Here is a 15935-nt window from a genome sequence, read left to right on the forward strand (position 1 = left end):
CCCCTGGTCCCGCGGGCGAAAAACCCCACGAGATAGGAATAGGCGGTGAGCGCAAGCGGAAACAGCAGTTCGGCCTCCCGCGACACAACCAACATCTGCTGGACCGCCACCCAGGCCGAGGCCGGCGCGGGCGCGGCGCGCCGCCCCGCCCGCCCCCCCCCCCGCCGACTGCGTCGGCGGACCCTCCTCGAGGTCGGGTCGTGCGGGGCTGGGAGTGCGGTCATGGCGGATTGGGTGTTCTGTGTGGGGCGGGGCTGAGCGTGTGGTGGTCGCGGCTGCCTCGCTTCTCCGCAAGTGGCCGGGAGGGCGGATTACTGATTCGACGTGGTCAGTAAGCTGCTGTGCGTGGTTTCTCCTGACGTCGCCCCTGATGCTGTCGCGGATCGTCGTGCTCGACTGCTGGCCGGTGCGGCGGTGACGTTGGGGCAGCTCTCGGATGTGCTGACGCCGCTGGGGAAGATGTTCGCCGAGCGTGGCCATTCCCTCTATCTGGTGGGCGGCAGTGTTCGCGACGCGATTCTGGGCCGGCTCGGCAACGATCTGGACTTCACCACCGACGCCAGGCCCGAGGTGGTGCAGGAGCTGATGCGGGGATGGGCCGATCAGCTGTGGGATACCGGGGGGCTCGCCTTCGGCACCGTCAGCGCCGCCAAGGACGGTCAGCAGCTCGAGATCACCACCTTCCGGGCCGACACCTATGACCGCGTGTCGCGCAACCCGGAGGTGACCTTCGGCGACACCCTCGACGGCGACCTGGTCCGCCGCGATTTCACCGTGAACGCGATGGCGGTCAAGATCGCCGCCGACGGGTCGCAGGAATTCGTGGACCCGCTCAACGGGCTCGACGCGCTGCTCGCCGGCGTGCTCGATACGCCTGCCGCGCCCCAGGATTCGTTCGACGACGACCCGCTGCGCATGCTGCGCGCCGCCCGCTTCGTCGCCCAGCTCGGCTTCGACGTCGCGCCCCGGGTGCGTGCCGCGATCGTGGAGATGGCCGAGCAGATCGACCGGATCACCGCCGAACGGGTGCGCACCGAGCTCGACAAGCTGATCGGCGCCGACCATCCGATCGACGGCATCAACCTCATGTGCGACACCGGCCTGGCACAGCGGGTCCTCCCCGAGGTGCCCGCGATGAAGCTCGAGATCGACGAGCACCACCAGCACAAGGACGTCTACCAGCATTCGCTGACCGTGCTGTCACAGGCGATCGACCAGGAGGACGGCGACCCCGACCTGGTGCTGCGCTGGGCGGCGCTGCTGCACGACATCGGCAAGCCCGACACCAAACGCAACGAGCCCGGCGGCGGCGTGAGCTTCCACCACCACGAGGTGGTCGGCGCGAAGATGGTGCGCAAGCGCATGCGCGCGCTGAAGTACCCGAAGGCGTTCACCGAGGACGTGGCGCGCCTGGTGTTCCTGCACCTGCGCTTCCACGGGTACGGCAAGGGGCAGTGGACCGACTCGGCGGTACGCCGCTACGTCACCGATGCCGACGACCTGCTCGATCGCCTGCACAAGCTGGTCCGCGCCGACTGCACCACCCGCAACAAGCGCAGGGCGGCCGCGTTGCGCGCCACCTACGACGAGCTCGAGGAGCGCATCGCCAAGCTGCGCGAGCAGGAGGACCTCGCGCGGGTGCGGCCGGACCTGGACGGCAACGCGATCATGGAACTGCTCGGTCTGCCGCCGGGCCCGCAGGTCGGCAAGGCGTGGAAATACCTCAAGGACCTGCGCCTCGACCGCGGCCCGATGACGCGCGAGGAAGCCGAAGCCGCCCTGCTCGAATGGTGGGCCGGGCAGTCCTGATCAGAAGACGATCAGCGTGGTCCCCGCGACGATCGCCGATCTGATCTGGGCCAGGTCGAACGAGCCCGTCGTCTCGGGCAGTTCGATCCGGAAGCGGACCTTGTCGCCGCGCCGGTGCGCGTAGGTGATGCTCGCCCGGTTCGGCAGGTCGTCCAGCAGCAGCGCGGGCGCCTGGACCGCGCGGCGGGGTAGCCGGATGCCGAGCCAGCTGGCCTTGCGGATGTCGATGGTGAGCAGGTTGTCGTAGACCTGCGCGTCGACGATGGCGCGCATCTTGCGCGTCCGATGGGACGCGACGATGCGGCCCCGCTCGTCGAGGCTCACCCGCCAGTCGAGATTCTGCTCGTCCACCCACGCGACCAGCGCGTCGATCCCGATGACGCCCTCGACATCGAGCTGCTGGGCGCGGATCTTGGTCGGCACGCCCGGGATGAGCCGCACGCCGTGGGCGATCACGGTGACGTTGTCGAACGGATGCGAGTCCCAGACCAGGTCCGAGAGCACGGTCTTGCTCTGGAAATGGGCGCCGCGGCGGCGCACCTTGAAGACGTCGAGGGTGGCGGTGAGCTCGTGGCCGAGCAGCGTGGCGTCGACCCGCTGGCCGCCGAACCGGCTGAGGATGCCTTCGCTGAGGACGGTCATCAGCACGTCGGGCATGAGCGCGGTGACGGTGCCCGAGCCCAGATCGGCGACGGGATCGGCCCAGGACGTGGTGAAGCCGAGCCACTGGTCGATCCATGACGGGTCGAGCAGGCGCTTGCCCAGATCGACAGCGCCCGACAGTGACCAGGACTTCGGATCGAAATACGTGGCCATGATGGTCCGAGCGTACTTGGCCACGGGTCCGGCGGCCATGCTCCGCGGCGTGTTGGCCGCGCATCACGGCCGGAGAGTTCCGAATATGCGGGGAAATTCTCTTGTTCTGTCCGAATATGCGGAACTATCCTGAAGCGGTGGCGACACTGCGCATCAAGGAAGCGGCCGATCTGCTCGGCGTGAGCGACGACACCGTGCGGCGGTGGATCGACGCGGGCACCCTGGCCGCGACCAAGGACTCCGCCGGCCGGCTGGTGATCGAGGGCCGCGAGCTCGCGGCGATGGCGGTCGAGCAGGCCCGGCCGCCGCACACCTCGGTCGGCAGTGCCAGTTCGGCGCGTAATCGGTTTCCCGGACTGGTCACCCGCGTGGTGGCCGACACGGTGATGGCACAGGTGGAGATGCAATGCGGTCCGTTCACGGTGGTCTCGCTCATGAGCAGCGAAGCGGTGCGCGAGCTGGGGCTCGAGCCCGGCAGCGTGGCGCTGGCGAGTGTGAAGGCGACGACGGTCGTGGTCGAGAAGGCCGCCGGATGATCGGCCGGGTCGCGCTCGGTGCGGCGCTGCTGCTGGTGACGGTGAGTGCGTGCGGCAGTGGTGATTCCGCGTCGGACGGCACGCTCACCGTCTTCGCCGCCGCCTCGTTGAAGAGCGTGTTCACCGGATTGGAGCAGGAGTTCGAGGGCGCGAATCCCGGTGTCGACGTGCGATTCTCGTTCGCGGGTTCCTCCGACCTGGCCGCCCAGCTGCTCGCCGGGGCACCCGCCGACGTGTTCGCGTCCGCCGACCAGCCGACCATGGACAAGGTCGTGCGGGGCGGCCGGATCACCGCGACGCCGACGACGTTCGCCACGAACGTCCTCACGCTGGTCACCGCGCCGGGAAACCCCAAGGGCATCACCGGAATCGACGACCTCGCCGACGCCACCGTCGTGGTCTGCGCACCGCAGGTGCCGTGCGGCCGGGCCACCCAGCAGGTCGCCCAGGCGGCGGGCACCGAATTGCGTCCGGTGAGCGAGGAATCCTCTGTCACCGACGTGCTCACCAAGGTCACCTCGGGCCAAGCCGACGCGGGCCTGGTCTACGTCACCGACGCGACGGCCGCCGGATCGAAGGTGAGCACGGTCGCGATTCCCCAGGCCTCGGCTGCCGTCAACACGTATCCGATTGCGGTCGTGGCGGATTCGAAGCAGCCTGCGGCGGCGAAATTCACCGAGTTCGTCACCGGCCCCACCGGCCGAGCCGCATTGACAGCGGCGGGGTTCGGCGCGCCATGAGCCGGCCGGCCACCTCGACCGTGCCTGCGCGCAACCCGCTGATCAGGGACGCGGTGTCGGGCAGGCGCCGAGCGCCTGGCTTGGCGCCCCAGCGGAGAGTCGAGATGCTCTGGGGCGCGGCTCATTCCGTCGCCGCGCGAGCGGGGTGGTCGCGGATGACCGGCGGGGTCCGGCGGTGGGTGCGTGAGCCGGCGGCGGTGCCGCTGACGGGTGGGGTGGTTGGTGTCGCGCGGCCGCTGTGGCTGTGGGGCGTGGCCCATCCTGTCACTGTGCGCGGGTGGGGCGGTCGCGGATGACCGGCGGGGTGCCGCGGTGGGTGCTCGCGCCTGCGGTCGTTGGGTTCGCGCTGGTGGTGGTGCCGCTGGTGGCGCTGGCGGCCGGGGTGGAGTGGGGGCGGTTCGCCGAGTTGATCAGCACCGCGGAGTCCAGAGACGCGCTGTGGCTGAGTCTGCGGACCGCGACCGCGAGTACCGCGCTGTGCCTGGTTTTCGGCGTGCCGATGGCGGCGGTGCTGGCGCGGGCGCGGTGGCGTGGGATGCCGGTGCTGCGCGCACTGGTGTTGTTGCCCTTGGTCTTGCCGCCGGTCGTCGGTGGTATCGCGCTGCTGTACACCTTCGGTCGGCAGGGGTTGCTCGGCGAGCATCTGGAGGCGGCGGGGATCCGGATCGCGTTCAGCACCACCGCTGTCGTGCTGGCGCAAACCTTTGTCGCCCTGCCGTTTCTGGTGCTCACACTCGAGGGCGCGCTGCGGACGGCGGGGAGTCGCTACGAGCAGATCGCCGCGACCCTCGGTGCCGGGCCGAGCACCGTTTGGTGGCGGATCACGTTGCCACTGCTGCGACCAGCGCTGATCTCCGGCGCCGTGCTCGCCTTCGCCCGCGCCCTCGGCGAATTCGGCGCCACCCTGACCTTCGCGGGCAGCCTCCAGGGCCGCACCCGCACCCTCCCCCTCGAGATCTACCTCCAGCGTGAAGCCGACGCGGACGCGGCCATCGCGCTCTCGGTCGTCCTGATCGTCATCGCGATCGTCATCGTCCTGCTGGCCTACCGGCGGACCAGCCCGATCCCCGGCACCCAACTGCGCAGCCCGACGCCCCGACGAGCAGAGCCGGATACGGTGCGATGACTCAGGGCAACTCGTCACTCGAAGGCGCACTTCGCGACGGTGTGCGTCAGGGCGGTACAGCGCTGGACGGCACCGGGCGGGACTTTGCTACTCGCGTGCTGCGCGACCGTGTTCCTCGCCATCGACCGGCTCCGGTCGACGGGGTGCGCAGTACTGCGACGGGGGACGGCGCGGCGCGTGCTGGCGGCGTCCCCGACGGCACGGGGAATGACGGAGCGTCGCCTTTCGTGTCGAACCCGGTCGGGGTGACCCGCAGCCACCGCGGGAAGACGTCGGCCCCCGGGGCGGTACGGCTGGTGCCGCGATGATCAGGGGCGGGTCGGCGGGCGGCGCCGCGAGCGGCGATGGCACGCGCGGCGGGTTGTCGGTGTCCGTGCGGATCGGCGGGCGTGGACTCGATGTGGGGATCGAGGTGGGTCCGGGGGAAGTGCTCGCGGTGCTCGGTCCGAACGGGGCGGGGAAGTCCAGCCTGTTGCAGGTGATCGCGGGGCTGGTCGCGCCCGACGAAGGATGGGTGCGGCTCGGGCAGCGCACGCTCAGCGACGCGGCGAACGGTGTCGCGGTACCGGCGCATCGGCGGGGGATCTCGCTGCTGGCGCAGGATCCGCTGCTGTTTCCGCATCTCAGCGTGCGCGACAACGTCGCCTTCGGACCGCGCAGTCGCGGCGCGAGAAAGCCTGCGGCACAGTCGATCGCCGACGAATGGCTCGCCGCGGTGGACGCCGTCGACCTCGCCGGTCGACACCCCGGCGAGCTGTCGGGCGGGCAAGCGCAGCGCGTCGCGCTGGCCCGCGCCCTCGCCGTCGACCCCGACCTGCTGCTGCTCGACGAACCCATGTCGGCCCTCGACGTCGACGTCGCCCCCGCCATGCGCTCCCTCCTGCGCCGTGTCCTGCGCGACGAGCCCGGCCGCGCCCACCCCCGCTGCGCGGTCCTGGTCACCCACGACATCATCGACGCCATCACTCTCGCCGACCGCCTCGTCATCCTCGAGGCGGGCCGCATCGTCGACGCGGGCCCGGTCGCCGACGTGATGTCCCATCCACGCAGCCCGTTCGCGGCACGCGTGGCGGGCCTGAACCTCCTGCGCGGCACCGCGATCGAGTATCAACCCGCCGATGTCGAGCCAGCGGAAGGCGCCACCGGCCTGCCCGCCCGGCGCGCGGCGTCCGCGTTCGGCACGGTCGAGGCCGCCGGACTCCGCGTCGACGGCTGCTCGGTCGGTGACTTCTGTCCCGGCGACAGCGCGGCCGCGGTCTTCTCCCCCGCGTCGGTGGCCGTGTTCACCTCCCGACCCGATGGCAGCCCCCGCAATGTCTTCGCCGTCGAGATCGCCGACATCTCCGATCACGGCGGTATCGTCCGGATCCGCGGCGCACTCGGCCCGGCCGGATCGCTCGACGCCGACCTCACCCCGGCCGCGGTCGCGCACCTGGGCCTCACGCCGGGCGCCACGGTGTATTTCGTGGTCAAAGCCACCGAGGTGCGGGTATACGCCTGTTGAAACGCTGCCCCGGTGATGACGACACGAACGGAATCGTTCATGCTCGAATCACCGGGGCACATCCACCTGGGAGCGACGGAGGGCATCGGATGCCGCTGGACCTGAACAGTGATCTGGGCGAGGGCTTCGGCCCGTGGCGGATGGGCGACGACGCCGCGATGCTCGACATCGTCACCAGCGCCAACATCGCCTGCGGTTTCCACGCCGGTGACCCGTCCATCATGCGCAGGACCTGCGAGCTCGCCGTCGCCAAGGGTGTGCGGATCGGCGCGCATGTGGGCTATCGGGATCTGGTCGGCTTCGGCCGCCGCGATATCGCGATCGCCCCGGCCGACCTGCGCGACGAGGTGCTGTACCAGATCGGCGCGCTCGCGGCCTTCGCGCGGGCGGCGGGCGACCGCGTCCGCTACGTGAAGCCCCATGGCGCGCTCTATCACGCGGCGGCCCGCGATCGCCTGCTCGCCGACGCGGTACTGGCCGCCGTGGCCGAGGCCGAACCGGGGCTGGCCCTGCTCGGCCCGGCCGGCACCGAGCTGGAAAAGGCCGCGGCCCGCGTTGGCGCGCGCTTCGTCGGCGAGGGTTTCGCCGACCGCGCCTACACCGCCACCGGCACCTTGGCCCCGCGCGGAGTAGCCGGTGCGGTGCTGGCGCCCGACGACGCCGTGGCGCAGGCGGTAGCCCTTGCGGTGTCGGGGGCCGCGCGTACCGTAGACGGTCCCGGTACGGTCGCCGTGTCCGTGGCCAGCGTGTGCGTCCACGGCGATTCCCCCGCCGCCGTGGAGATGGCCCGTCGCATCCGGCGGGCGCTCGACGAGGCGGGGATACCGGTGGAGCCGTTCGGCTGAGGGTGGGAGGCCAGATGACCGACTGGAACACGCGAATCCGTCCCGCGGGTGACCGTGCCGTGCTCATCACCCTCGACGACCCACGCCCGGTGCAGCGGCTGGCCTCCGCGTTGCGCGTGCACGCCATCGCGGGCGTGCAGGATGTGCTGCCTGCCGCCGAAACCGTGCTGGTCACCATGCATTCGGTGAGCTACGGGATCCAGGTCCGGCGCGAACTGGTCGCCCTGCTCGACCGGCTGGATCAGGAACAGCCACAGGCGGTTTCGCCGGATGTTTCCCGTGGAACAGTGCCCGCGGACGAGTCGCCCGACGACGTGGTGGAGATCCCGGTCAGCTACGACGGCGCCGACCTGCCCGGCGTCGCCCGCATGCTCGAGCTGTCGACCGCGGAGGTCATCGCCCAGCACACGGGCACCCTCTGGCGGTGCGCCTTCGTCGGCTTCGCGCCCGGTTTCGGCTACCTGACCTCGCCGGACGGCAGGCTCACCGTGCCGCGCCGCGCGCAGGCACGCACCGCCATCCCGCCGGGCGCCGTCGCGCTGGCCGGCGGCTATTCGGCGGTGTATCCGCGGGGCACGCCGGGCGGCTGGCAGCTGATCGGCAGCACGGATCTGCGGATGTGGGCGGTCGACCGCGATCCACCCGCGCTGGTGCGGGCGGGTACGGCGGTACGGTTCGTCGACACGGCGACAGCTGAATAACACCAGGGCTGCTCAACGGTGCGCCGCCTCGACAGCGAATCGGGGAGTGATCGCATGCTGATCTTCATCGAGCGGGTGGGGCCGCTCGCGACGGTCCAGGACCTGGGCAGGCCGGGCTGGTTCGATTCCGGCGTCGGTCAGGCGGGCGCGGCCGACCGCGCTTCGCTGCGCCTGGCCAATCGCCTGGTCGGCAACCCGGAGGAGCTGGCCGCGATCGAGGTGCTGCTCGGTGGACTCGCCCTGCGCGCCGATGGTCATCTCACGGTCGCCGTCACCGGTGCCGTCACTCCCGCCACCGTCGACGGCACCCCGGTCGGCCATGCCAGCGTGCTCGAACTGGCCGAGGGCCAGGTGCTTCGCCTCGGCTACGCCACCTCCGGCCTGCGCAGCTATGTGGCGGTGCGCGGCGGCATCGACGTGCCGATGGTGCTCGGTTCGCGCAGCCGCGACACCATGTCCGGCATCGGCCCCGATCCCCTGCGGGTGGGCACCCAACTCCCCGTCGGACCCTCCCCACGCACCCTGCCGACCGTGGAATTCGCGCCGGTGCCGGTGCCGCCGGAGCTGCTGACGGTGCGGGCGGTGCCGGGCCCGCGCGCGGAGTGGTTCGCCGACCCCGACGAGCTGTTCCGTGGTTCCTGGTCGGTCTCCCCCGACACCGACCGGATCGGCGCCCGCCTCGATCGGGCCGAGGGCGCCCCGCTGGTCCGGTCGATCACCCGGGAATTGCCCGCGGAGGGCGTCGCGCTCGGGTCGGTCCAGGTGCCGCCGAGCGGTCAGCCGGTGGTCTTCCTCGCCGATCACCCGATCACCGGCGGTTATCCGGTGATCGCCGTCGTCGTCGACGCGGATGTCGACCGGGTGGCGCAGGCCAGGCCGGGCGAGCGGCTGCGGTTCGTGTCGGTGGAGTGATCAGCGCAGCCGCGCGTGCATCAGATACACGTTGTAGCTGTCCCACGCCGACATGGTGAAGTACAGGTCGCGCGCGGTCGACCAAGGGTGGATGAACCCGCCGTAGGCCCGCGGATAGTCGGTGGTGGAGACCAGGGGCGCCGCGTCGGTCCAGCGGCCCTGCGGTTCCGCGGCGGTGCGCAGCACGATCTGGCCTGCGGCCGAATCGAGGTAGACCATCTGCCACCGCCCGCTCTCGGCGTCGAAGCGCACCGACAGCTCGCTGGCCATGCCGAGGACGAGCGGCGTCGCCGAATTCTCCGCGGCGGGCGCCCAGTTGCCGTCTACCCAGTACTGGTAGGCCGTCTTGTTGAGCACGTCGTCCTTGCGCACTCTGGCCAGGCCGATCACGCCGATCCGCCCGTTGGGCGTGCCGAACATGTACACGTAGTCGCCGTGCGGCACCATCGCCGCCACCTGGAATCGGCCGACACCGAACATGTTCTCCCAGCGGGCGTGCTGATCCTTGGTCCAGGTCTGGCCGCCGTCGTCGGAGTAGGCGAGGCCGCCGTAGTTCGTCAGCCACATGCCGGGCACCTTCGACCAGTGGTTCACCGACATGTAGCTCAGGAACTGCCTGCGCCCCAGGGCGAATCCCGAGGTGGGGATGGTGGTGGTCTCCCAGTTCCTGATCTTGCGGCTGCCGAGCAGTTCGGCGGCGTGACACGGACTGTTCTGCACCATCGAGTCGATGACGATGCCGTCGTCGAGCGTCTTGTCGGTGCTGTACGCGAGCACGTTGGAGCGCCAGTCGGCCGTGTCGGCGCCCGCGCCGCCGTAGACCCAGCCCTCGCCGAAGGTGTCGCCGAAGACCATGGCGACCTTGCCCGGTTCGGTCTCCCAGAACAGGCCGAGGTCGGTGCCGTCGACCTGCCAGCGCATGTCGGTCCGGTTGCTCGACCCGTGCCCGGTGACCTGCTCCACGAGGCGCACCGACTCCACCACCGGCCGCGCCACCGCGGGCCGCAGCGGTCCCGGTTCGACGGGTCGCACCACGGGTTCGGGCGCCTCCTGCGGCGGTTCGCCCTCGCCGCCGGGCACCGGGATCGGGATGGGTTCGAATTCGGGCCGGATCTGGATCCGCGGCAACGCGATCGCCGAACCGGTCGACGTGCCATCGGTTTCCGCGGTTTCCGGTTCCGGTTCCGGCGTGTCCCGCACGTCGGGGCAGGGGTTGCGGCACGGGTCCGACGGCAGCGGCAGCTGCGCGACACGCGTGTTGTCGTGCGGCGGATCGGGCAGCGGCACCGGGGTCAGCTGCGGCACCGGGATCGGGATGTCGATGGTCGGTGGCAGCGCCGGGACCGGCGGCGGGTCCGGCGCGGCCGGATCGGGTTCACGCGCGAGCGGGTCGAAACCCGTTTCGCCACAGATGTTCACGGGCGGCGGCGCCCACGGGAACGGGGTCGCCTGCGCCGGCACGGCGAGCAGCACCGCGAGGAACGCACCGAGTGCCGTCGAGTGCGGTACCAGCGTGGGGCGCATGCTGTGAGAACTTACCGGAAACGGGCGCCGTCACAGTGCATTCGACCAGTCAGGCGGCCCTGGCCCGGCGGGCGTTGAGCGCGATGGCGACGATGCCGAGCGCGTAGACGCCCGCGCCGGCGAGCACCACGCCGATCGAGCGGCCGTCGGCAGGCACCACCAGCGCGGCGACCGCGATGGCCAGCACGAAGGTCATGTTGAACACGGTGTCCTGCAGGGCGAACACCTGTCCGCGCTGATCGTCGTCGATGTCGATCTGCATGCTCGCGTCACCGGTGAGCTTGATCGTCTGGCCGGCGAGGCCGAGCCCGAACGCGCCGGCCAGCAGCAGCCGGTGCGCGTTGTCCACGGCCGCGCCGGTGGCCAGCGCGATCGGGGTCACCAGCGTCAGCTGGACGAGGACCGCGGTGACCAGCCCGAGCAGCACCGTGCGCGGCCTGCCCAGGCGCGGGATCAGCACCGGCGCCAGGATCGCGGCCAGCAGCATGCCCGCCGCCGCGAACCCGATCGCGACGCCGAATCCCACCAGGCCACCGCTCATGTCGACGCTGGGCTGGCGCAGCACCAGCACCATGATCAGCGTGTTCATCCCGAACACGACGCGGTGCGCGCCGATGCCGATCATCGCCGTCGTCACCTGCGCCGACCGCCACACCGCGACGGCACCGGTGCGCAGGCCGGTCGCGATGGCGTGCACCGTGCTCTCCGAAGTCGCCGAACCACTCTCGGGCCCGAGCACGCCGGGCCGGAAGCCGAGGGCGAGCAGCGCGCCGACGATCGATCCGATGCCGCTGAGCGCCACGGCCACCGCCGAGGCCGCGTCTCCGGCGCCGAGCAGCGCGATCACGGCGACCGACGCGGTGGCGCCGACTCCGGCACAGACCGACGCCACCGTCGCCAGGACCGAGTTCATCGGGACCAGCCACCGCTGTTCGAGCACCCGTGGCAACGCCGCCGACACGCCCGCGAGCACGAACCGGCTGATGCCGACGGTGGCCAGTGCCAGGATCAGCAGCGGCGTCTCGGTGATGCCGAAGAACAGCCCGATCGCGGCCAGCCCGATCAGCACGGCACGGGCCGCGCTGGCGGTGAGCAGGACATTGCGCCGGTCCCAGCGGTCGAGCAGCGCGCCCGCGTAGGGCCCGAGGACCGAATACGGCAGCAGCAGCACCGCGAATCCGGCCGCGATGGCGAGTGGATCGGTCTCGCGTTCGGGATTGAACAGGATGGCGCCCGACAGCGCGGCCTGGAACATCCCGTCGCCGAACTGGGCGGCCAGCCGCAGCAGCGCGAGCCGGGGCATCTGGGGATTGCGGCGCGCCACGCCCCGGCTCTCGCGGATCAGATGACGCAGCGAGACCGGTGACTCATCCGCCGGTGTGGAGCCGTCTGGGCGATGAGTCGACACCACGCGAGAATAGTGGTGCCAGAATTGGGGCGGCGGTACGGGTGCGAGCAGGAGGAACGTCATGACCATCGAACTCCATCGCGGCGGTGACCGGATGAAGACCCGGATCTCGTGGCTCGATTCCAAACATTCGTTCTCCTTCGGAGAGCATTACGACCCCGACAACACCCATCACGGCCTGCTGCTGGTGAACAACGAGGACGTGGTGCTGCCGGGAGAGGGCTTCGACACCCATCCGCACCGGGACATGGAGATCGTCACCTGGGTGCTCGGCGGCAGTCTGGTGCACCAGGATTCGCTCGGCCACAGCGGCGTCATCTATCCGGGCCTGGCGCAGCGGATGAGCGCCGGCACCGGCATCCTGCACTCGGAGAAGAACGATTCGTGGCGACTGGACGGCAAGCTGCCCGAGCACGACGAGCCGGTGCATTTCGTCCAGATGTGGGTGGTGCCCGACGAGCCCGGCGTCGATCCCGGCTATCAGCAGCTCGAGATCGACGACGAGCTGGCGCGCGGTGACCTGGTGACGGTCGCCTCCGGCCTACCCCGCTATCGCGATCGCACCGCCATCGCCATCAACTCCTCGCACGCGGCCATGCACGTGGCCCGGATGCCGGCCGACAGCCCCGGCGTCACCCTGCCCGATGCCCCCTACCTGCATGTCTTCGTGGCGCGCGGGGAGATCGACATGGAAGGTCTCGGCACGCTGTCGCAGGGCGACGCGGTCCGCCTGACCCGCTCCGGTGGGCAGCTGCTGCGCCCACACGGCGATGCCGAGGTGCTGGTCTGGGAGATGCACGCGCGCCTCGGCGGCGCGTGAGTCAGGCCGAGCCGTCGCGTTGGAGCAGCGCCGTGCGCGCGTTGGTGCGGGTCGCGGCGACGATCTGGGCGAAGTCGGGCCGGTAGTCGCCCTCGGGTTCCTGCATCCAGGTGCGGTAGCCGGTGCGTTCGTCGGCCGGTGAGGGCAGCACGATCTCGCTGCCCGGCAGGGCCACCGAGGCGCAGACGCGGAACAGGTCGGCGAACAGCACGGTGTCGAGGTAGGAGTTGTCGGTGGGGCCGGTCAGGAACGTCCAGCGTCCGGAGCGGGGGTGGGCGATGATCGGGCCGCAGCGCAGGCCGCGTCCGGTCAGCAGGCCGCGCACCCGCTCGCCGAGGGTCGAGGGCATCACCACGGCGCCGACCGCGCCGATCTCGAGCATGATCCTGCCCATCGAGGCGTCGACGATGCCGTAGAGCCCGTTGTGCTTGCGGTAGTGACGACAGCGCGAGAGCGCATCCTGGGTGGCCGAGTATTCCTCGGCCGCGGTATACCCGCCCTTGTCTTCTTCCGTGCGCGACGTGCTCATCACGACCTCGTCTCTGTCGACGCTGACTCGATGTAGCTGTGTGTTCGCTAGATCTACAGCCTAATGCCGCACAACCGCAGTGACAATAGTCAGTAGCGGGTGTGTCGACGGCGTACCATATTCGCCCATGGCCCCCCTTTCGCCGACCGCGGCGCGCTGGGAACTCGTACTACGACTGCGTGAACTTCGCGAGCAGCGTGGCTTCGACTCGGCCGGTTTCGCCCGTCGGGTGGGCTTCACCCCCGCCAACTGGTCGCACGTGGAGAAGGGGCGGCGGGTGCTCACGCGCACCACCATCGAACCGGTGCTCGACGTGCTCGACGTGAACGCCGAGGAGCGCGCGGAACTGCTCGCGCTGCTGGAGGCGAGCAAGCAGCGCGGTTGGTGGTCCACCTCGGCCACGCTGATCGGCCCGGAACTGCAACGCCTGTACGGCATGGAGGCAGGCGCCCAGAGCATCCGCAGCTACGACAGCCTCATCGTCCCGGGACTGCTCCAGACCGAGGCCTACGCGCGTGCCCTGATCAGCGCCGATGTGATGATCCGGCCGGTGCAGGTCGACCAGCTGGTCGCGATCAGGATGCGCAGGCAGCAGCGGCTGCGCGGGCCCGATCCGCTCGAACTCACCGCGGTGCTCGGCGAGGCGACGCTGCGGCAGCAGACCGGCGGGCCGGAGGTCCTGCGCGGGCAGTTGCGCCACCTCGTCGACCTGATGGGCGAGCTCGACACCGTGGACGTGCGGGTGATCCCGTTCAGCGCGCCGGAGGGTGCCGTTCTCGGCGGTTCCAGCTTCCATCTGCTCGACTTCGCAAGCGATCAGCTACCTACCTTCGCGTGGGCGGAGAGCGCGGTGTTCGGCGGTCCGGTCGACGATGCCGAGCAGGTCCGCGATCTGGGCTTCGCGTACGTGCGTGCCAGGGACCGATCGCTGTCCCGCGCCGATTCTCTTGCCCTGATCAGGGACTATGCGAGAGTGTAGGATTCAAGGTATGTCCACCACCGCTCGTCGCCGCCCGGCCGATCACGGCTGGTTCACTTCGTCGCGTTCGAACAACGGCAATCAATGTGTCGAGGTTCGATTCGACGGCGACATCGTTCAGATACGTGACAGCAAATTCCGTCGCAATCCGATGAACATCGGTTCCGAGGAGCCGATCATCACCGTCGACGCCGAGGTGTGGACCGCGTTCTTACACTGCCTGCTGAGCTCCCGCCGCCACCCCGAACTGGTTGCCCACGTCTCCGTCGACGGCTCGGCCACACTCCGCCACGAGGATGTCCTGCTCCGCTTCACCCCCGCCGAGTGGGAGGCTTTCGTCGCCGGCGTCCGCGACGACGAATTCGTCTGCGCCTAGTAGCGAAAGCCGGTTGCCCACGGGTCGCCACCTGGTCCGATACACCCGGGAGCGGATCGCTTCCGGGTGATTTCCCGGGGCGATCCCAGGGTTGTGCCGGATGTGCCGGGGCCGGTCCGAAATTAGTGTTCGGTGATGACTTCGACATCGTGGCGGTGGCGTATGGCCGCTCTCGGGTCGGCTGCGCTCGTCGTCGCCGGATGCGCTGGGCCGGAGCCGATTTCCGTCGAGCAGCGGCTACGCGAAGACGTCGCGGCCATCCACGCCCTCGGGGTGAGCGGGATTCAGGCCCGCGTCGTCGCGCCGAACGGCGGCCAGACGGTCGCCACGGCAGGCACCGCCGACCTGAGCACCGGCGCCCCGGTCGCCGCCGACGGCTACTTCCGAATGGCGAGCACGGTCAAGACCATGGTCGCCACTGTGGTGCTGCAACTGGCCGGTGAAGGCGCGCTGTCCATCGACGACCCGGTGGACCGCTGGCTGCCGGAAACCGTGCTCGGCAACGGACATGACGGCACCGCCACCACGATCCGCCAGCTGCTCCAGCACACGAGCGGTCTCCGCGACGACCTGCCCGGCTACACCACCCCGGACGAATACCTCCAGCAGCGCTACGACCAGCACAGCGCGGAGCGACTGGTGGCGCGCACCCTGGCGAACGCGCCCGGCTCCGCTCCCGGTGCGGTGTGGGCGTATTCGAACACCGGCTACCTCCTGCTCGACATGATCATCGAACGGGTCACCGGCGGACCGGGTCACCGGGCGATCGAAGAACGCATCGTGGGTCCGCTCGGCCTCGACGACACCCGCTGGACGGGCACCTCGCCGACGCTGCCGACGCCCCACGCGCGGGCCTACGAGTTCTTCGGTCCCGGCGCCGAGATCGATGTCACCGAGCAAATCCCGGTGGGCCACGCGCTGTCCTGGGTGACGACCACGCGGGACCAGAACGACTTCTTCCGCGCGCTGCTCGGCGGCCGGCTGCTCGCGCCGGGGGAACTGGCCGAGATGAAGCGGGGCGTCCCGGTGAGCGCGGAGATCGAGCCGATGTGGCCGGGCGGCCGGTACGGGCTCGGCCTGCTCGAACGCCCGCTGAGCTGCGGCGGAACCTACTGGAGTCATGAGGGCGGGGACGGTGGGTACATCACCCTCAACGGCGTCACCGAGGACGGCGCCCGCAGCGCCGTGGTGTCGATGTCCGAGGCGCTCGGCGACACCCCGGAACACATTCTCGAACAGGAGCGGGCGGCGGCCGCCCTGATCGACCACGCGTTGTGCCCCGGCGGTTCGTGACGGCTCACCGGGCCCAC

The 15935-nt window shown here is 70.5% G+C and carries 16 protein-coding genes; 12 read left to right on the top strand and 4 right to left on the bottom strand.

The features are described 5' to 3' along the window. The first annotated feature begins 345 nt into the window (after positions 1-345). A complete protein-coding gene (locus tag QH270_RS03360; protein WP_280338836.1) occupies positions 346-1809 on the top strand; it encodes a CCA tRNA nucleotidyltransferase in 1464 nt (487 codons plus the stop codon). On the opposite strand, the gene QH270_RS03365 is transcribed toward QH270_RS03360, so the two are convergent. Beyond that, positions 1810-2664, bottom strand: a complete 855-nt coding sequence (locus QH270_RS03365) for a hypothetical protein (protein ID WP_280338837.1) — start codon at positions 2662-2664, stop codon at positions 1810-1812. Positions 2665-2741: 77 nt separating this feature from the next. Between QH270_RS03365 and QH270_RS03370 the strand changes: the two genes are divergently transcribed. From QH270_RS03370 to QH270_RS03400, 7 genes are all read left to right on the top strand, one after another. Continuing rightward, positions 2742-3161 carry a TOBE domain-containing protein gene (locus QH270_RS03370; protein ID WP_432420286.1) on the top strand — a complete coding sequence of 140 codons (420 nt, stop codon included), beginning with the start codon at positions 2742-2744 and terminating at the stop codon, positions 3159-3161. Next, positions 3158-3901 carry a molybdate ABC transporter substrate-binding protein gene (gene modA / locus QH270_RS03375; protein WP_280338838.1) on the top strand — a complete coding sequence of 248 codons (744 nt, stop codon included), beginning with the start codon at positions 3158-3160 and terminating at the stop codon, positions 3899-3901. Before QH270_RS03370 ends, modA begins: the two co-directional genes overlap by 4 nt. A gap of 292 nt (positions 3902-4193) precedes the next feature. Beyond that, the gene (locus QH270_RS03380) at positions 4194-5027 is read left to right on the top strand and encodes an ABC transporter permease (RefSeq protein ID WP_280338880.1); all 834 of its coding nucleotides are present in this window, start codon (positions 4194-4196) and stop codon (positions 5025-5027) included. A 304-nt stretch (positions 5028-5331) separates the two neighbouring features. Continuing rightward, positions 5332-6531: a sulfate/molybdate ABC transporter ATP-binding protein gene (locus tag QH270_RS03385; RefSeq protein WP_280338839.1), complete on the top strand. Its 1200-nt coding sequence runs from the start codon at positions 5332-5334 to the stop codon at positions 6529-6531. A gap of 89 nt (positions 6532-6620) precedes the next feature. Next, a complete protein-coding gene (locus tag QH270_RS03390; protein WP_280338840.1) occupies positions 6621-7376 on the top strand; it encodes a LamB/YcsF family protein in 756 nt (251 codons plus the stop codon). Positions 7377-7390: 14 nt separating this feature from the next. Then, complete coding sequence (locus tag QH270_RS03395) at positions 7391-8077, top strand: 5-oxoprolinase subunit B family protein (RefSeq protein ID WP_280338841.1); 687 nt, start codon at positions 7391-7393, stop codon at positions 8075-8077. 54 nt (positions 8078-8131) lie between these two features. Beyond that, positions 8132-8989 carry a biotin-dependent carboxyltransferase family protein gene (locus QH270_RS03400; protein WP_280338842.1) on the top strand — a complete coding sequence of 286 codons (858 nt, stop codon included), beginning with the start codon at positions 8132-8134 and terminating at the stop codon, positions 8987-8989. Here the strand turns inward: QH270_RS03400 and QH270_RS03405 are convergent, their stop codons facing one another. Further along, the gene (locus QH270_RS03405) at positions 8990-10513 is read right to left on the bottom strand and encodes a DUF4185 domain-containing protein (protein WP_280338843.1); all 1524 of its coding nucleotides are present in this window, start codon (positions 10511-10513) and stop codon (positions 8990-8992) included. A 49-nt stretch (positions 10514-10562) separates the two neighbouring features. After that, entirely contained in the window at positions 10563-11816 is a 1254-nt protein-coding gene (locus QH270_RS03410) for an MFS transporter (protein ID WP_280338881.1), read from the bottom strand. A gap of 166 nt (positions 11817-11982) precedes the next feature. Here QH270_RS03410 and QH270_RS03415 point away from each other — a divergent pair, with 166 nt between their 5' ends. After that, positions 11983-12741, top strand: a complete 759-nt coding sequence (locus QH270_RS03415) for a pirin family protein (protein WP_280338844.1) — start codon at positions 11983-11985, stop codon at positions 12739-12741. A gap of 1 nt (position 12742) precedes the next feature. Here the strand turns inward: QH270_RS03415 and QH270_RS03420 are convergent, their stop codons facing one another. Then, positions 12743-13270 carry a hypothetical protein gene (locus tag QH270_RS03420; RefSeq protein ID WP_280338845.1) on the bottom strand — a complete coding sequence of 176 codons (528 nt, stop codon included), beginning with the start codon at positions 13268-13270 and terminating at the stop codon, positions 12743-12745. Positions 13271-13397: 127 nt separating this feature from the next. Here QH270_RS03420 and QH270_RS03425 point away from each other — a divergent pair, with 127 nt between their 5' ends. From QH270_RS03425 to QH270_RS03435, 3 genes are all read left to right on the top strand, one after another. Continuing rightward, positions 13398-14249, top strand: a complete 852-nt coding sequence (locus QH270_RS03425) for a helix-turn-helix domain-containing protein (protein WP_280338846.1) — start codon at positions 13398-13400, stop codon at positions 14247-14249. Positions 14250-14259: 10 nt separating this feature from the next. After that, positions 14260-14625 carry a DUF397 domain-containing protein gene (locus QH270_RS03430; protein ID WP_280338847.1) on the top strand — a complete coding sequence of 122 codons (366 nt, stop codon included), beginning with the start codon at positions 14260-14262 and terminating at the stop codon, positions 14623-14625. Positions 14626-14760: 135 nt separating this feature from the next. Continuing rightward, the gene (locus tag QH270_RS03435) at positions 14761-15918 is read left to right on the top strand and encodes a serine hydrolase domain-containing protein (RefSeq protein ID WP_280338848.1); all 1158 of its coding nucleotides are present in this window, start codon (positions 14761-14763) and stop codon (positions 15916-15918) included. Positions 15919-15935: the final 17 nt, after the last annotated feature.

Source organism: Nocardia neocaledoniensis (assembly GCF_029868625.1).
Classification (GTDB): domain Bacteria; phylum Actinomycetota; class Actinomycetes; order Mycobacteriales; family Mycobacteriaceae; genus Nocardia; species Nocardia neocaledoniensis_A.